The organism is Dickeya lacustris, from assembly GCF_029635795.1.
Taxonomy (GTDB): domain Bacteria; phylum Pseudomonadota; class Gammaproteobacteria; order Enterobacterales; family Enterobacteriaceae; genus Dickeya; species Dickeya lacustris.
Genome location: NZ_CP114280.1, coordinates 2275688 through 2292601, shown reverse-complemented (window position 1 = coordinate 2292601; position 16914 = coordinate 2275688). Strand labels below are relative to the sequence as shown.

11 protein-coding genes, 5 tRNA genes and 3 rRNA genes are annotated in these 16914 nt (G+C 50.7%); 18 read left to right on the top strand and 1 reads right to left on the bottom strand.

The window, feature by feature from the left end; translation table 11 throughout:
* Positions 1-154: 154 nt before the first annotated feature.
* The 10 genes from pepQ (at position 155) to birA (ending at position 11833) form a co-directional block, all read left to right on the top strand.
* Complete coding sequence (pepQ, locus tag O1Q98_RS10400; RefSeq protein WP_125261011.1) at positions 155-1486, top strand: Xaa-Pro dipeptidase; 1332 nt, start codon at positions 155-157, stop codon at positions 1484-1486.
* Positions 1486-2100 (top strand): IMPACT family protein, encoded by a 615-nt coding sequence (locus O1Q98_RS10395; protein ID WP_125261010.1) that lies wholly within the window; start codon positions 1486-1488, stop codon positions 2098-2100. The genes pepQ and O1Q98_RS10395 overlap by 1 nt, the downstream gene beginning before the upstream one ends.
* Before the next feature lie 40 nt (positions 2101-2140).
* Positions 2141-3592 carry a Trk system potassium transporter TrkH gene (trkH, locus tag O1Q98_RS10390; protein ID WP_125261009.1) on the top strand — a complete coding sequence of 484 codons (1452 nt, stop codon included), beginning with the start codon at positions 2141-2143 and terminating at the stop codon, positions 3590-3592.
* A gap of 19 nt (positions 3593-3611) precedes the next feature.
* Positions 3612-4151 carry a menaquinone-dependent protoporphyrinogen IX dehydrogenase gene (gene hemG, locus O1Q98_RS10385; RefSeq protein WP_125261008.1) on the top strand — a complete coding sequence of 180 codons (540 nt, stop codon included), beginning with the start codon at positions 3612-3614 and terminating at the stop codon, positions 4149-4151.
* Between the two features lie 391 nt (positions 4152-4542).
* Positions 4543-6082, top strand: a 16S ribosomal RNA gene (locus O1Q98_RS10380).
* An 85-nt stretch (positions 6083-6167) separates the two neighbouring features.
* A tRNA-Glu gene (locus O1Q98_RS10375) sits at positions 6168-6243 on the top strand.
* A 204-nt stretch (positions 6244-6447) separates the two neighbouring features.
* Positions 6448-9356 (top strand): 23S ribosomal RNA (locus tag O1Q98_RS10370).
* Positions 9357-9476: 120 nt separating this feature from the next.
* Positions 9477-9592 (top strand): 5S ribosomal RNA (gene rrf / locus O1Q98_RS10365).
* Together the 16S, 23S and 5S rRNA genes with 1 tRNA gene alongside form the textbook arrangement of a ribosomal RNA operon.
* Before the next feature lie 250 nt (positions 9593-9842).
* Entirely contained in the window at positions 9843-10880 is a 1038-nt protein-coding gene (murB, locus tag O1Q98_RS10360; RefSeq protein WP_125257913.1) for a UDP-N-acetylmuramate dehydrogenase, read from the top strand.
* Positions 10877-11833 (top strand): bifunctional biotin--[acetyl-CoA-carboxylase] ligase/biotin operon repressor BirA, encoded by a 957-nt coding sequence (gene birA / locus O1Q98_RS10355; RefSeq protein WP_125257914.1) that lies wholly within the window; start codon positions 10877-10879, stop codon positions 11831-11833. Before murB ends, birA begins: the two co-directional genes overlap by 4 nt.
* A gap of 18 nt (positions 11834-11851) precedes the next feature.
* Here the strand turns inward: birA and coaA are convergent, their stop codons facing one another.
* Entirely contained in the window at positions 11852-12814 is a 963-nt protein-coding gene (gene coaA / locus O1Q98_RS10350) for a type I pantothenate kinase (RefSeq protein WP_416232393.1), read from the bottom strand.
* Positions 12815-13407: 593 nt separating this feature from the next.
* On the opposite strand from coaA, the gene O1Q98_RS10345 reads away from it, so the two are divergent.
* The 8 genes from O1Q98_RS10345 to rplK all read left to right on the top strand — a co-directional run bounded on the left by O1Q98_RS10345 (position 13408) and on the right by rplK (position 16911).
* Positions 13408-13483: transfer RNA gene (locus O1Q98_RS10345), tRNA-Thr, on the top strand.
* 17 nt (positions 13484-13500) lie between these two features.
* A tRNA-Tyr gene (locus O1Q98_RS10340) sits at positions 13501-13585 on the top strand.
* A 134-nt stretch (positions 13586-13719) separates the two neighbouring features.
* Positions 13720-13794 (top strand) — tRNA-Gly (locus O1Q98_RS10335).
* 9 nt (positions 13795-13803) lie between these two features.
* A tRNA-Thr gene (locus O1Q98_RS10330) sits at positions 13804-13879 on the top strand.
* Positions 13880-13986: 107 nt separating this feature from the next.
* Positions 13987-15171, top strand: a complete 1185-nt coding sequence (gene tuf / locus O1Q98_RS10325) for an elongation factor Tu (RefSeq protein ID WP_012768098.1) — start codon at positions 13987-13989, stop codon at positions 15169-15171.
* Positions 15172-15403: 232 nt separating this feature from the next.
* Entirely contained in the window at positions 15404-15787 is a 384-nt protein-coding gene (gene secE / locus O1Q98_RS10320; RefSeq protein WP_125257916.1) for a preprotein translocase subunit SecE, read from the top strand.
* 1 nt (position 15788) lies between these two features.
* The gene (gene nusG, locus O1Q98_RS10315; protein WP_015848189.1) at positions 15789-16334 is read left to right on the top strand and encodes a transcription termination/antitermination protein NusG; all 546 of its coding nucleotides are present in this window, start codon (positions 15789-15791) and stop codon (positions 16332-16334) included.
* 148 nt (positions 16335-16482) lie between these two features.
* Positions 16483-16911, top strand: a complete 429-nt coding sequence (gene rplK / locus O1Q98_RS10310; protein WP_125257917.1) for a 50S ribosomal protein L11 — start codon at positions 16483-16485, stop codon at positions 16909-16911.
* The last annotated feature ends 3 nt before the right edge of the window (positions 16912-16914 follow it).

The window sequence follows — 16914 nt, the reverse complement described above, 5'->3', positions numbered from 1 at the left end:
GTACGACCAGATGATAAAAATTGTGGTGTGAATGTTAATAAAATGCAAATAACGGATGGGCGATTTGCCGCCGGGATCACAGGGCTGGCAACGCTGCCGCTATCGGGGGGCTGTGGTACACTGAGCAGATACACGGCTAACGATAGGGGTAGTGATGGAAACGCTAACGTCTTTGTATCATCAACATATCGCCACACTGCAACAACGTACCCAGGCGGTGCTGGCGCGGCATAACTTGGATGCCTTATTGATCCACTCTGGTGAGTTGATGATGGCGTTTCTCGACGACCACGCTTACCCGTTTACCGTCAACCCGCAATTTAAGGCCTGGCTGCCAGTGACTCAGGTGCCTAACTGCTGGCTGTGGGTGGACGGTGTCTCAGCGCCGAAATTGTGGTTCTACTCTCCGGTCGATTACTGGCATAACGTTGCGCCAGTGCCAGAGAGTTTCTGGACATCCGCCTGGGAGATTGCGGTGCTACGCAAGGCCGATGATATCGGCCAGCAACTTCCCGCCCGGCGCGAGCGGGTCGCTTATATCGGCGCACTGCCGCAACGGGCATTGAGTCTGGGTATTGACGCTCAACACATCAACCCGCAGGGCGTGCTGGATTACCTGCATTATCACCGCGCCTATAAAACCGATTATGAGTTGGCTTGCCTGCGTGAGGCGCAGAAAACCGCCGTAATCGGCCACCGCGCGGCACTGGACGCGTTTAAAGCGGGCATGAGCGAGTTTGATATTAACCTCGCCTACCTGACGGCGACCGGCCATCGCGATACTGATGTGCCTTATGACAATATCGTTGCGCTTAATGAGCATGCCGCCGTGCTGCATTACACCCAACTGGAGCAGCGCGCGCCTGCCGATATGCGCAGTTTTCTGCTGGATGCTGGCGCGCAGTACAACGGTTATGCGGCCGATATCACCCGTAGCTATGCGGCAAACCCTGAGAGTGACTACGCCGCGCTGGTGAAAGACCTGAACATTGAGCAGCAGGCATTGATTGGCTCGTTACAAAACGGCGTGCGCTATACCGACTATCATTTGCAAATGCATCATCGGGTGGCGGTGTTGTTAAAACGTCATCAGTTGGTCAACGGCCTGAGTGAAGACGCCATGGTGGAGCAAGGTGTCACCACGCCGTTTTTGCCGCATGGCCTTGGTCATCCGCTCGGTTTACAGGTGCATGATGTTGGCGGTTTTATGCAAGATGATAGCGGCGCTACGCTGCCTGCGCCGTCGGCGCACCCTTATCTGCGCTGCACCCGTATACTGGAGCCCCGTATGGTGATGACTATCGAGCCGGGTATCTATTTTATTGATTCTCTGCTGGAGCCCTGGCGTCAGGGTGCGATGCGTCAGCACTTTAACTGGCAGAAGCTGGATGCGCTGCGCCCGTTTGGCGGTATTCGTATAGAGGATAACGTGGTGATGCATGAGAAGCGCGTCGAAAACCTGACCCGCGATCTCGATTTAGCCTGATGCAGTCATACCCCATCCCTGCAACGTCGGTCAGCGTGCAGGAAGAGATCAAAAAAAGTCGCTTTCTGACGCTGTTGTCACCGGCGTGTGGGGTTGATGCCGCGCGCGAGGTTATCCAGCAGGTGCGGCATGCTCACCCTGATGCCGCACATCACTGTTGGGCCTATGTCGCCGGTGCGCCGGATGACTCACAGCAACTCGGCTTTTCTGATGACGGCGAGCCTTCCGGCACGGCGGGCAAACCGATGCTGGCGCAACTGATGGGCAGCGGCATTGGCGAAGTGGTGGCCGTCATTGTGCGCTACTATGGCGGTATTCAGCTTGGCACCGGCGGCCTGGTGAAAGCCTACGGTGGCGGCGTTCAACAAGCGTTAAAACAGTTGCCGGTGCAGCAAAAAGTGATGCTGCAACAGTTTCGATTGCAGTGTGACTATACCTGGCTATCTCAAGTGGAGAGTACGGTACAGGCGCTGCAAGGGTTGGTGATAGCAAGCGAATATACCAACCAGGTTTCGCTGTTGGTGGCGTTTCCTGTCACCATGGTCGATGAGGCCTCTCGCCGCCTGCGAGATGTCAGTCGCGGCGCGTTGCATTTACAGTCAATTTCACAATAATCCCAGCGCGTAATCTTGAACCATTAAGGAAGGCTCCCTGATGCATTTGCGTGCCATAACCCGCATTGTCGGACTACTGGTTATTCTCTTCTCCGGCACTATGTTTATTCCTGGCATGGTGGCGCTTATTTACCGCGATGGTGCGGGGCGCGCATTTATTCAGACATTTTTTGTCGCGCTGGCAATCGGCATGGCGCTATGGCTGCCGAATCGCAAACATCGGCATGAACTCAAGGCCCGCGAGGGTTTCTTGATAGTCGTACTGTTTTGGACGGTGTTGGGTAGCGTCGGAGCATTGCCATTTTTGTTCGCCGAGCGGCCTAGCCTGTCAATGACCGATGCGTTTTTTGAGTCTTTTTCCGGCCTCACCACCACCGGTGCGACCACGCTGGTCGGGCTTGATTCCCTGCCGAAAGCGATTTTGTTCTATCGCCAGATGCTGCAATGGATGGGAGGCATGGGGATCATTGTGCTTGCGGTGGCTATTTTGCCGATACTGGGCGTCGGGGGGATGCAGCTTTATCGTGCCGAAATGCCGGGGCCGCTGAAAGACAACAAGATGCGCCCGCGTATTGCCGAAACCGCCAAAACACTCTGGTTAATCTATGTATTGCTGACGGTGCTATGTGCGCTGGCCTTATGGCTGGCGGGGATGTCGATTTTTGATGCCATCAGTCATAGCTTTTCCACTATCGCTATCGGCGGTTTCTCTACCCACGATGCCAGTATCGGCTATTTTAACAGCCCGACAATCAACACCATTATCGCGATATTCCTGCTGATTTCCGGCTGTAATTTTGGTTTGCACTTTGCCGTGCTCAGTGGCCGCAGCCTGCGTGTTTACTGGCGTGACCCGGAATTTCGCATGTTTATCTTCGTGCAGCTGTCGCTGGTTGTGGTCTGTACGCTCGTGCTGTGGGGGCATCATGTCTACAAAGGTGGGCTGGAAACCCTGAATCAGGCATTTTTTCAGGTGGTGTCGATGGCGACAACCGCCGGTTTCACCACGGACAGCATCGCATCCTGGCCGTTGTTCCTGCCGGTGCTGCTGCTGTGCTCCGCCTTTATTGGCGGTTGCGCCGGTTCAACCGGGGGCGGGCTTAAGGTGATACGCATCCTGCTGCTGTTTTTGCAGGGTTCGCGCGAATTAAAACGTCTAGTTCATCCCAATGCGGTTTACACCATAAAGCTTGGGCAGCGCGCGTTGCCAGAGCGAATCCTTGAAGCGGTCTGGGGCTTCTTCTCGGCTTATGCGCTGGTATTTATTGTCAGCATGCTGGCAGTGATCGCAACCGGGGTCGATAATTTCTCCGCGTTCGCCGCAGTCACCGCGACGCTCAATAACCTCGGGCCGGGTCTTGGCACGGTGGCTGATAACTTTACCTCGATGAACGATGCCGCAAAATGGATTCTGATTGTCACCATGCTATTTGGCCGTCTTGAGGTCTTTACTATGCTGGTACTGTTTACGCCGACTTTCTGGCGAGAATAACGGATAAAGGGAACGAATCATGAAAGCGTTAATACTGTTTTCCAGCCGGGATGGGCAGACCAGAGCAATCTCTGCTTTTATCGCGAATAACCTTAAAGGGGTGGTGGAGTGCGATATTGCCAACATCCTAACTGCCCAGGAGTTTGATCTGAATAAGTACGATAGCATCATGATCGGTGCGTCAGTACGCTATGGGCGCGTTAATCCGGTGGTAGAGACATTTATCCGACAGAACCTTGCGTTATTACAGCAAAAGCCGAGCGCTTTCTTTTGCGTCAACCTCACGGCGCGTAAACCAGAGAAGCGCTCGCTGCAAACCAATGCCTATACGCGCAAGTTCCTGCTACGTTCCCCTTGGCAGCCCGATCTCGGCGCGGTGTTTGCAGGCGCACTGCGCTACCCTCGTTATCGCTGGTTTGACCGAATCATGATTCAACTCATCATGCGTATGACCGGCGGTGAAACCGACAGCACCAAAGAAATCGAGTACACGGATTGGGAGCAAGTGGCGCGTTTTGCGCAGTCGTTCGGGCAAATAGTGCATAAAAAAGTACAGTAATAGCGCATTGTGGGGTAATTTTCGCCATGATGATGAAAAAAGAGACGCTTGAGAGATTTTTTGCAATTAGGGCTTGTCAGGCCGCAGGAAGTCCCTATAATGCGCCTCCACTGACACGGCAACAGCGGCAACGCAATGCGGTGTCAGCGAAGAAGAAACGAAAATAAACGTTGACTCTTCATGAGGAAAGCGTAGTATACGCCACCTCGCGACAGCAGGCTCAGGCCGGTCGCACTGCTCTTTAACAATTAATCAGACAATCTGTGTGGGCACTCGCAGGACACTTCGCAAAAACTTTTGTGAAAGTCTTGAAGAGTGACAACAGTTAATTCATTACGAATAAACAGTAAATTCTTTGAGCACGTTTTCTTCGGAAAACACAATCAAACTTAAATTGAAGAGTTTGATCATGGCTCAGATTGAACGCTGGCGGCAGGCCTAACACATGCAAGTCGAGCGGTAGCACAAAGGAGCTTGCTCCTTGGGTGACGAGCGGCGGACGGGTGAGTAATGTCTGGGAAACTGCCTGATGGAGGGGGATAACTACTGGAAACGGTAGCTAATACCGCATAACGTCTTCGGACCAAAGAGGGGGACCTTCGGGCCTCTTGCCATCAGATGTGCCCAGATGGGATTAGCTAGTAGGTGAGGTAATGGCTCACCTAGGCGACGATCCCTAGCTGGTCTGAGAGGATGACCAGCCACACTGGAACTGAGACACGGTCCAGACTCCTACGGGAGGCAGCAGTGGGGAATATTGCACAATGGGCGCAAGCCTGATGCAGCCATGCCGCGTGTGTGAAGAAGGCCTTCGGGTTGTAAAGCACTTTCAGCGGGGAGGAAGGCGATAAGGCTAATAACCTTGTCGATTGACGTTACCCGCAGAAGAAGCACCGGCTAACTCCGTGCCAGCAGCCGCGGTAATACGGAGGGTGCAAGCGTTAATCGGAATGACTGGGCGTAAAGCGCACGCAGGCGGTCTGTTAAGTTGGATGTGAAATCCCCGGGCTTAACCTGGGAACTGCATTCAAAACTGACAGGCTAGAGTCTCGTAGAGGGGGGTAGAATTCCAGGTGTAGCGGTGAAATGCGTAGAGATTGGAGGAATACCGGTGGCGAAGGCGGCCCCCTGGACGAAGACTGACGCTCAGGTGCGAAAGCGTGGGGAGCAACAGGATTAGATACCCTGGTAGTCCACGCTGTAAACGATGTCGATTTGGAGGTTGTGCCCTTGAGGCGTGGCTTCCGGAGCTAACGCGTTAAATCGACCGCCTGGGGAGTACGGCCGCAAGGTTAAAACTCAAATGAATTGACGGGGGCCCGCACAAGCGGTGGAGCATGTGGTTTAATTCGATGCAACGCGAAGAACCTTACCTACTCTTGACATCCAGAGAAACCTGCAGAGATGCGGGTGTGCCTTCGGGAGCTCTGAGACAGGTGCTGCATGGCTGTCGTCAGCTCGTGTTGTGAAATGTTGGGTTAAGTCCCGCAACGAGCGCAACCCTTATCCTCTGTTGCCAGCACTTCGGGTGGGAACTCAGGGGAGACTGCCGGTGATAAACCGGAGGAAGGTGGGGATGACGTCAAGTCATCATGGCCCTTACGAGTAGGGCTACACACGTGCTACAATGGCGTATACAAAGAGAAGCAACCTCGCGAGAGCAAGCGGACCTCATAAAGTACGTCGTAGTCCGGATTGGAGTCTGCAACTCGACTCCATGAAGTCGGAATCGCTAGTAATCGTAGATCAGAATGCTACGGTGAATACGTTCCCGGGCCTTGTACACACCGCCCGTCACACCATGGGAGTGGGTTGCAAAAGAAGTAGGTAGCTTAACCTTCGGGAGGGCGCTTACCACTTTGTGATTCATGACTGGGGTGAAGTCGTAACAAGGTAACCGTAGGGGAACCTGCGGTTGGATCACCTCCTTACCGAGTGAAGAGCCTGCGTGGTGTCCACACAGATTGTCTGATGAAGTAAAAGAGTCAAAAGCGTCTTGCGAAGCTGACAAGAGATGTCCCCTTCGTCTAGAGGCCCAGGACACCGCCCTTTCACGGCGGTAACAGGGGTTCGAATCCCCTAGGGGACGCCAATGACAAGACAGGTGAGTGAAAGTCACGGTCAGGGATATCCCGAAGATAACCTAAAGCTGATTAGAGATAGTCAGGTTTACGTTTATCTTGCTCTTTAACAATCTGGAACAAGCTGAAAATTGAAACGACAGCATGTGTATGCGAATGCATGTGTTGTTCGAGTCTCTCAAAAACTTGCATCCCGAAACACTTTCGGGTTGTGAGGTTAAGCGACTAAGCGTACACGGTGGATGCCTAGGCAGTCAGAGGCGATGAAGGGCGTGCTAATCTGCGATAAGCGTCGGCAAGGTGATATGAACCGTTATACCCGACGATACCCGAATGGGGAAACCCAGTGTGTTTCGACACACTATCACACACTGAATTCATAGGTGTGTGAGGCGAACCGGGGAACTGAAACATCTCAGTACCCCGAGGAAAAGAAATCAACCGAGATTCCCCCAGTAGCGGCGAGCGAACGGGGAAGAGCCCAGAACCTGAATCGGCTTGTGTGTCAGTGGAAGCGTCTGGAAAGGCGCACGATACAGGGTGACAGTCCCGTACACGAAGATGCACAGGTCGTGAGTTCGATGAGTAGGGCGGGACACGTGGTATCCTGTCTGAATATGGGGGGGACCATCCGCCAAGGCTAAAATACTCCTGACTGACCGATAGTGAACCAGTACCGTGAGGGAAAGGCGAAAAGAACCCCGGCGAGGGGAGTGAAATAGAACCTGAAACCGTGTACGTACAAGCAGTGGGAGCCTTGATTTATCAGGGTGACTGCGTACCTTTTGTATAATGGGTCAGCGACTTATATTCTGTAGCAAGGTTAACCGAGAGGGGAGCCGCAGGGAAACCGAGTCTTAACTGGGCGTTAAGTTGCAGGGTATAGACCCGAAACCCGGTGATCTAGCCATGGGCAGGTTGAAGGTTGGGTAACACTAACTGGAGGACCGAACCGACTAATGTTGAAAAATGTAGCGGATGACTTGTGGCTGGGGGTGAAAGGCCAATCAAACCGGGAGATAGCTGGTTCTCCCCGAAAGCTATTTAGGTAGCGCCTCGTGAATTCATCTTCGGGGGTAGAGCACTGTTTCGGCTAGGGGGCCATCCCGGCTTACCAACCCGATGCAAACTGCGAATACCGAAGAATGTTATCACGGGAGACACACGGCGGGTGCTAACGTCCGTCGTGAAGAGGGAAACAACCCAGACCGCCAGCTAAGGTCCCAAAGTCATGGTTAAGTGGGAAACGATGTGGGAAGGCCCAGACAGCCAGGATGTTGGCTTAGAAGCAGCCATCATTTAAAGAAAGCGTAATAGCTCACTGGTCGAGTCGGCCTGCGCGGAAGATGTAACGGGGCTAAAACCATGCACCGAAGCTGCGGCAGCGACACTATGTGTTGTTGGGTAGGGGAGCGTTCTGTAAGCCTGTGAAGGTGGCCTGTGAGGGCTGCTGGAGGTATCAGAAGTGCGAATGCTGACATAAGTAACGATAATGCGGGTGAAAAACCCGCACGCCGGAAGACCAAGGGTTCCTGTCCAACGTTAATCGGGGCAGGGTGAGTCGACCCCTAAGGCGAGGCTGAAAAGCGTAGTCGATGGGAAACAGGTTAATATTCCTGTACTTGGTGTTACTGCGAAGGGGGGACGGAGAAGGCTATGTCATCCGGGCGACGGTTGTCCCGGTTTAAGCGTGCAGGTGGGTGGACCAGGCAAATCCGGTCTGCTGTTAACACTGAGGCGTAATGAAGAGGTACTACGGTACTGAAGTGACAGATGCCCTGCTTCCAGGAAAAGCCTCTAAGCATCAGGTAACATTGAATCGTACCCCAAACCGACACAGGTGGTCAGGTAGAGAATACTCAGGCGCTTGAGAGAACTCGGGTGAAGGAACTAGGCAAAATGGTGCCGTAACTTCGGGAGAAGGCACGCTCCTGTTGGTGAAGTCCCTTGCGGACGGAGCTGACGGGAGTCGCAGATACCAGCTGGCTGCAACTGTTTAATAAAAACACAGCACTGTGCAAACACGAAAGTGGACGTATACGGTGTGACGCCTGCCCGGTGCCGGAAGGTTAATTGATGGGGTCAGCCGCAAGGCGAAGCTCTTGATCGAAGCCCCGGTAAACGGCGGCCGTAACTATAACGGTCCTAAGGTAGCGAAATTCCTTGTCGGGTAAGTTCCGACCTGCACGAATGGCGTAATGATGGCCAGGCTGTCTCCACCCGAGACTCAGTGAAATTGAACTCGCTGTGAAGATGCAGTGTACCCGCGGCAAGACGGAAAGACCCCGTGAACCTTTACTATAGCTTGACACTGAACCTTGAGCCTTGATGTGTAGGATAGGTGGGAGGCTTTGAAGTGTGGACGCCAGTCTGCATGGAGCCAACCTTGAAATACCACCCTTTAATGTTTGATGTTCTAACGTGGGCCCCTAATCGGGGTTGCGGACAGTGTCTGGTGGGTAGTTTGACTGGGGCGGTCTCCTCCCAAAGAGTAACGGAGGAGCACGAAGGTTAGCTAATCCTGGTCGGACATCAGGAGGTTAGTGCAAAGGCATAAGCTAGCTTGACTGCGAGAGTGACGGCTCGAGCAGGTGCGAAAGCAGGTCTTAGTGATCCGGTGGTTCTGAATGGAAGGGCCATCGCTCAACGGATAAAAGGTACTCCGGGGATAACAGGCTGATACCGCCCAAGAGTTCATATCGACGGCGGTGTTTGGCACCTCGATGTCGGCTCATCACATCCTGGGGCTGAAGTAGGTCCCAAGGGTATGGCTGTTCGCCATTTAAAGTGGTACGCGAGCTGGGTTTAGAACGTCGTGAGACAGTTCGGTCCCTATCTGCCGTGGGCGTTGGAAGATTGAGGGGGTTGCTCCTAGTACGAGAGGACCGGAGTGAACGCACCACTGGTGTTCGGGTTGTCATGCCAATGGCATTGCCCGGTAGCTACGTGCGGAAGAGATAACCGCTGAAAGCATCTAAGCGGGAAACTTGCCCCGAGATGAGTCTTCCCTGGGCCCTTGAGGCCCCTGAAGGGACGTTTAAGACGAAGACGTTGATAGGCTGGGTGTGTAAGCGCAGCGATGCGTTGAGCTAACCAGTACTAATGACCCGAGAGGCTTAACCTTACAACACCGAAGGTGTTTTGGTGAGAGACGCAGAGAATAGATTCAGCTTGTTCAGAGATTGGTTCGGGTGGTTATGTGGAAGTGAGAGCGGAGCATAACGGCCGGAATAAAAAGAATTTGCCTGGCGGCGACAGCGCGGTGGTCCCACCTGACCCCATGCCGAACTCAGAAGTGAAACGCCGTAGCGCCGATGGTAGTGTGGGGTCTCCCCATGCGAGAGTAGGGAACTGCCAGGCATTAAATAAGGCGAAGGGCCCGGTCGAAAGACCGGGCCTTTTGTTTTGGGTGCGGTTTATGCGGGGGTGGGGCAATGGGGGCCCGGCACGCTGTATGTATGCTGCACCGTAACACACGGTCAGGCATGAAACCACGCGCCCTGTGCTGATGCCTCGCTCGCTTGTCTCGCCCGGTGCTATCGAAACATCAACCCATCATTGCTCAGAATCAGTTAGACTATGCCTAATTGTCCATTAGGTATTGTTCATTATGACGAATGCACTCTATTCCCTTAAAGCATTTAATTCTTTCTCGTTATCCGCCGTTGCTACACGAGTTGTTACTGCAAAAAATGCGCCTGAGCTATTATCTGCCTGGCAACAAGCCCGCCGAGATGGACAACCAGTTTTGGTATTAGGTGAGGGGAGTAATGTCCTCTTTCTCGAGGATTTTTGCGGTACGGTGTTGCTCAACAGAATTAAAGGGATTGAAATTCAAGAGAGTGATTTAGGATGGATGCTGCATGTCGGTGCCGGAGAGAATTGGCATCGTTTCGTGAAATATACTTTGGATAATAATATCCCAGGTCTCGAAAATTTAGCTCTTATCCCGGGGTGTGTTGGTTCTGCCCCTATTCAAAATATTGGTGCATATGGGATGGAGCTTCGGAAGGCTTGCTCATATGTTGATGTCCTTAATTTTAATAATGGCAATGTCATTCGTTTGAGCGCTAGCGAATGCCATTTTGGTTATCGTGACAGTATATTCAAACACCAATATCAGGATGGATTTGCGATAATCTCGGTAGGTTTTTACCTTCCTAAAGATTGGAAACCCATTTTGGAGTATGGCGAGCTGGCTCAGTTTAACCCTGAGACGACAACTGCCGAGCAAATATTTGATGCTGTTTGTCAGATGAGAATAAGTAAATTACCTGATCCCGCAGTAATGGGAAATGCGGGGAGTTTCTTTAAGAACCCGATTGTTTCAGCTGTGCTTGCTGAAAAGATACTCGCTGTTTATCCAAATGCACCCTATTACCCTCAGCATAATGGTGAGGTGAAAATAGCAGCTGGTTGGTTAATCGATCAATGTGGTTTAAAAGGGTATCAGATAGGCCAAGCCGCTGTGCATAATAAACAAGCGCTTGTTCTTGTCAATAAAGGAAGCGCAACAAGCCTTGATGTACTTGAACTGGCTCGCTATGTCAGAAATCAGGTCGCAGAAAAATTTGATATCTGGCTTGAGCCTGAGGTGCGATTTATTTCTTCCTTAGGTGAGGTTGACGCAGTAGAGGCGTTATCATGAAAGATTATACGGTTCCACTGAAGATAATTTCTATTCTCTCTGACGGTGAATTTTATTCAGGTGAATATCTCGGTGAGATAATCGGAATGAGCCGCGCTGCAATTAATAAACACATCCAAACTATTAAGGAATGGGGTGTGGATGTGTTTACTGTAACAGGGAAAGGTTATGCCCTGGCGGGCCCTATGCAATTACTTGATGCCGAGATAATTCGCTCGCAGGTAATAAGTGGTCATATTGCTGTTTTACCGGTTATTGACTCTACTAACCAATACTTATTAGACAGACTCGATTCGCTTGCCTCGGGTGATGCCTGTATTGCTGAGTATCAGCAATCAGGGCGTGGCAGGCGTGGTAGGCAATGGTTCTCACCTTTTGGTAGTAACCTTTATTTGTCACTTTACTGGCGTTTGGAGCAAGGCCCTGCCGCAGCAGTCGGGGTAAGTTTGGTTATCGGTATCATTATGGCTGAGGTACTGCGTAATCTCGGTGCACAAGATGTACGCGTCAAATGGCCTAATGATTTATATTTAAATGATAAAAAACTTGCTGGCATTCTCGTAGAGTTAAATGGCCGTACTGGTGATGCAGCACATTTAGTCATTGGTGCAGGAATTAACTTGAAAATGAGCTCGTCGGGCACTGCGGTAATTAATCAGGAATGGATTAACCTGCAGGAGGCCGGAATTGACGTCGATCGTAATGTTCTTGCTGTGAAATTGATTACCGAGCTTCGCCATGCTTTAACCGTTTATGAACAGCGGGGGCTTTCTCCTTTTATCCCTAGATGGATAGAGTTAGATAACTTCTATAATCGTCCTGTCAGGTTAATTGTTGGTAGCAGGGATATTAAAGGGATTGATAAGGGTATAGACTCTCAAGGTGCTTTGCTGTTAGAGCAGGATGGTGAAATATCCTCCTATATTGGTGGTGAGATATCTCTAAGAGGATAATAAAGGGGGAGTACCCCCTTATTTTCTTAATCTAACGCACTCAACAGCGTGATTAGCACTCTTCGTCATAATAAGGCTGGCTCTCTCGCGTGTGGGTAGAATATTTTGCTGCAAGTTAAGCCCATTAATTTCTTGCCAAAGTTTTGAGGCGATATTGATCGCTTCATCCTCAGTAAGTTTGGCATAATTATGAAAATAAGAGTGAGGGTTAGTAAATGCACCCTGCCTGAATTTTAAAAAACGGTTTATGTACCACGTTTGTAGTAAATTTTCAGGAGCATCAACATAAATAGAGAAGTCGACAAAGTCGGAAACAAAAACCCTATGTGGATCATGTGGATAGTCCATGCCGCTTTGCAGGACATTTAACCCTTCAAGGATAAGGATATCAGGTTGTTCTATAACTTTATTACTCTCTGGAACAATATCATATGTTAAATGAGAGTATGTCGGTGCCGTCACACATGAAACACCTGACTTTACATCAGACACAAATTTTACCAAGCTATGCATGTCATAAGACTGAGGGAAACCTTTTTTCTTCATAAGGTTTCTTTCCTGCAAAGTTTTATTTGGATGCAGAAATCCATCGGTAGTAATTAAGTCAACTTTACGATGTTCTGGCCAGCGACTAAGTAGTGCCTGTAATACTCGCGCAGTTGTACTTTTACCAACAGCAACACTACCTGCAATACCGATGATATAAGGAATCTTTTGCTCGTTAGTGCCTAGAAATTGCTCAAGAACAGCCTGCCGCCGTAAATTAGAACTGATATAAAAGTTCAGTAATCGTGATAACGGCAAATAAATCTCTGCAACCTCATCTAAAGAGAGATCCTCGTTAATGCCTTTAAGCTTAATAATTTCATCTTCAGTCAATGTTAATGGCACAGAATCACGTAAGTTAGCCCATTGCTGGCGATTGAACTGAAGATAAGGCGTGGCGAAAGCGTGCTCTTTAATCATAAGTATGTTCTGCATAGCGCTACCAGTTAAGGAAGGAAATAACCTGTTACTCATCCTTAAAAAGGTCTGGTACTCAGGTTGCTGGACAGACTGTAGTCGCAGCGTCCTTTCCTGATAATAATTTATCGTCCCAAAGGCAGAGTACCACCATGAAGGGCCGGAAAAGAAGCAAAAAACGGACTAAGTTATGATGCCTGTGATGCAGGTGCCAGGATTGGTGGTGTGCTAATCAATCTATTACCTACTCTTGCTCTGGTTTATTTCCCAGGATTATCGACAATATAAAGAGTGTTACTTAAGAACAAAGATATCGGGATGTTAAGTGCTTTTGGCAAAGTATATCGTTTCTTAAGCGTGGCTATTGGCGAATAATTGGTCATAAAGGTGTTGTTTTGGTGCCGGTGTTACCTTGGTTGTACTGCGATAAGTAGCTTGAGTATATTCGGCATGAAGATATTGTGAGCACGTTATGGTGATTATTTGTCCATGTCATTGAGTGATATGCTAAATTGCTCTCAATTTTGTGCAAAATCTAGGCGGTAGTGCGATTTGAGCGATTTTTTTGTTGCATACGGCGTCCCCTCTGCCTAGAATGCGCAGCACTTGATGCCGGCTTAGCTCAGTAGGTAGAGCAACTGACTTGTAATCAGTAGGTCGCCAGTTCGATTCCGGCAGCCGGCACCATCAAGTACACACAATCAGGTGGGGTTCCCGAGCGGCCAAAGGGAGCAGACTGTAAATCTGCCGTCACAGACTTCGAAGGTTCGAATCCTTCCCCCACCACCAAATTCAATCCTGGTGACAGGATAAAATCGATACGGTGGTTATTAAATTCCGCGTCGATTAAGAAAGCAAGGTACAACTATATGTGTGCCTTGCTTTAAGTTCTACAGAGAAATCAGGTAGCCGAGTTCCAGGATGCGGGCATCGTATAATGGCTATTACCTCAGCCTTCCAAGCTGATGATGTGGGTTCGATTCCCACTGCCCGCTCCAATTAGATGTGCTGATATAGCTCAGTTGGTAGAGCGCACCCTTGGTAAGGGTGAGGTCGGCAGTTCGAATCTGCCTATCAGCACCACTTCTTTATCCTCCTCCTGATTTTCTTTCTGTTAACAAATTCAGCAAGTAATTGCTTGGTTGATGTGGTGATATCACCGATTTATCCGTGTCTTAGAGGGACAATCGATGTCTAAAGAAAAATTTGAACGTACAAAACCGCACGTTAACGTCGGTACTATCGGCCACGTTGACCATGGTAAAACAACGCTGACCGCTGCCATCACTACCGTTCTGGCAAAAACCTACGGTGGCCAGGCTCGTGCATTCGACCAGATCGATAACGCGCCGGAAGAAAAAGCACGTGGTATCACCATCAACACCTCTCACGTTGAATACGATACCCCGACTCGTCACTACGCGCACGTTGACTGCCCAGGGCACGCCGACTACGTGAAAAACATGATCACCGGTGCAGCCCAGATGGACGGCGCTATCCTGGTTGTTGCTGCGACTGACGGCCCGATGCCGCAGACTCGTGAGCACATCCTGCTGGGTCGCCAGGTAGGCGTTCCGTTCATCATCGTGTTCCTGAACAAATGCGACATGGTTGATGACGAAGAGCTGCTGGAACTGGTTGAGATGGAAGTGCGCGAGCTGCTGTCTCAGTACGACTTCCCGGGCGACGACACGCCGGTTATCCGTGGTTCCGCGCTGAAAGCGCTGGAAGGCGAAGCCGAGTGGGAAGCGAAAATCATCGAACTGGCCGAAGCACTGGACAGCTACATCCCGGAACCTGAGCGTGCGATTGACAAGCCGTTCCTGCTGCCGATCGAAGACGTATTCTCTATCTCTGGCCGTGGTACCGTTGTGACCGGTCGTGTAGAGCGCGGTATCGTGAAAGTGGGCGAAGAAGTGGAAATCGTGGGTATCAAAGACACCGCGAAAACCACCTGTACCGGCGTTGAAATGTTCCGCAAACTGCTGGACGAAGGCCGTGCGGGCGAGAACGTGGGCGTTCTGCTGCGTGGTACCAAACGTGATGAAGTTGAGCGTGGTCAGGTACTGGCTAAACCGGGCTCAATCAAGCCGCACACTCAGTTCGAATCTGAAGTGTATATCCTGAGCAAAGACGAAGGTGGCCGTCATACGCCGTTCTTCAAAGGCTACCGTCCGCAGTTCTACTTCCGTACGACTGACGTGACTGGCACCATCGAACTGCCGGAAGGCGTGGAAATGGTAATGCCTGGCGACAACATCAAGATGGTCGTAAACCTGATCGCGCCGATCGCGATGGACGACGGTCTGCGTTTCGCAATCCGTGAAGGTGGCCGTACTGTAGGCGCCGGCGTGGTTGCTAAAGTTATCGCTTAATAGCGATATGAATTGACGCAACATGCGGTAAAACAGGGCATCATTTGATGCCCTTTTTCTACGCTCTTATCGTAGAACCTATCTCATCAATGATTGTGAGATATAATCGTTGGTGAGATAGGCTCTGTGTAAGTGGTATGAGTCCCGGAAACAGAAACATCGTGTTCTCCGGTCAGGTTTGCCCTTACGGCAGGGCAAGATTATTTGTCTGAAACTAGTGACAGGTTGGTTTATGAGTGCGAATACCGAAGCTCAGGAGAGCGGGCGTGGTCTCGAGGCGCTGAAATGGCTGGTTGTTGCAGTGCTGCTGGTCGCAGCAATTGTAGGTAACTATTACTATCGCGAATTCAGTCTACCGCTGCGTGCTATGGCTGTCGTTGTGTTGATAGCGGTTGCAGGCGGTGTTGCGTTACTGACCACGAAAGGCAAAGCAACGGTGTTGTTTGCGCGTGAAGCCCGTACTGAAGTTCGCAAGGTTATCTGGCCAACCCGGCAGGAAACATTACATACGACCCTGATCGTCGCTGCTGTTACTGCTGTTATGTCACTGATTTTATGGGGACTGGATGGCATTCTGGTGCGTCTGGTGTCGTTTATTACTGGCCTGAGGTTCTAAGATGTCTGAAGCTCCAAAAAAACGTTGGTACGTCGTTCAGGCGTTTTCTGGCTTTGAAGGTCGTGTGGCGCAGTCTTTGCGTGAACACATCAAACTCCACAATATGGAAGATCACTTTGGCGAAGTGATGGTCCCGACGGAAGAAGTGGTTGAAATCCGTGGTGGTCAACGCCGTAAAAGTGAACGTAAATTCTTCCCGGGCTATGTATTGGTACAGATGGTGATGGACGATGCCAGCTGGCATTTGGTTCGTAGCGTTCCACGCGTAATGGGCTTTATTGGCGGTACGTCCGATCGCCCGGCACCGATCAGCGATAAAGAAGTCGATGCAATTATGAATCGACTGCAGCAGGTTGGTGATAAGCCGCGTCCGAAAACCCTGTTCGAACCGGGTGAAATGGTACGTGTCAACGATGGCCCGTTTGCCGATTTCAACGGTGTGGTAGAAGAAGTCGATTACGAGAAGAGCCGCCTGAAGGTATCAGTTTCTATCTTTGGCCGTGCAACCCCTGTTGAGCTGGATTTCAGCCAGGTGGAAAAAGGCTAATTATTGCCTGAATTCGATACTTGTATCCGGCGCGAAATTGACCTACAATTTCGCGCCTTTGTTTTATGCGTCATTAAGACGTGTAACATGTTTATAAAACGCGGGGAGCTTCCTTGTGAAGCGTTATTACCCATTAGAGGAAAGTTAAATGGCCAAGAAAGTACAAGCCTATGTCAAGCTGCAGGTTGCAGCTGGTATGGCTAACCCGAGCCCGCCAGTCGGTCCTGCTCTGGGTCAGCAGGGTGTTAACATCATGGAATTCTGTAAGGCATTCAACGCTAAAACAGAAAGCCTGGAAAAAGGTCTGCCGATTCCGGTTGTTATTACCGTTTACTCTGACCGTTCTTTCACTTTCGTTACCAAAACTCCGCCGGCATCCGTGTTGCTGAAAAAAGCGGCTGGTATCAAGTCTGGTTCCGGTAAGCCGAACAAAGACAAAGTCGGTAAAGTGACCCGTGCTCAGGTTCTGGAAATTGCCCAGACTAAAGCGGCGGACATGACGGGTGCCAGCGTGGAAGCGATGTCTCGCTCCATCGAAGGTACTGCTCGTTCCATGGGCCTGGTAGTGGAGGACTAAGAA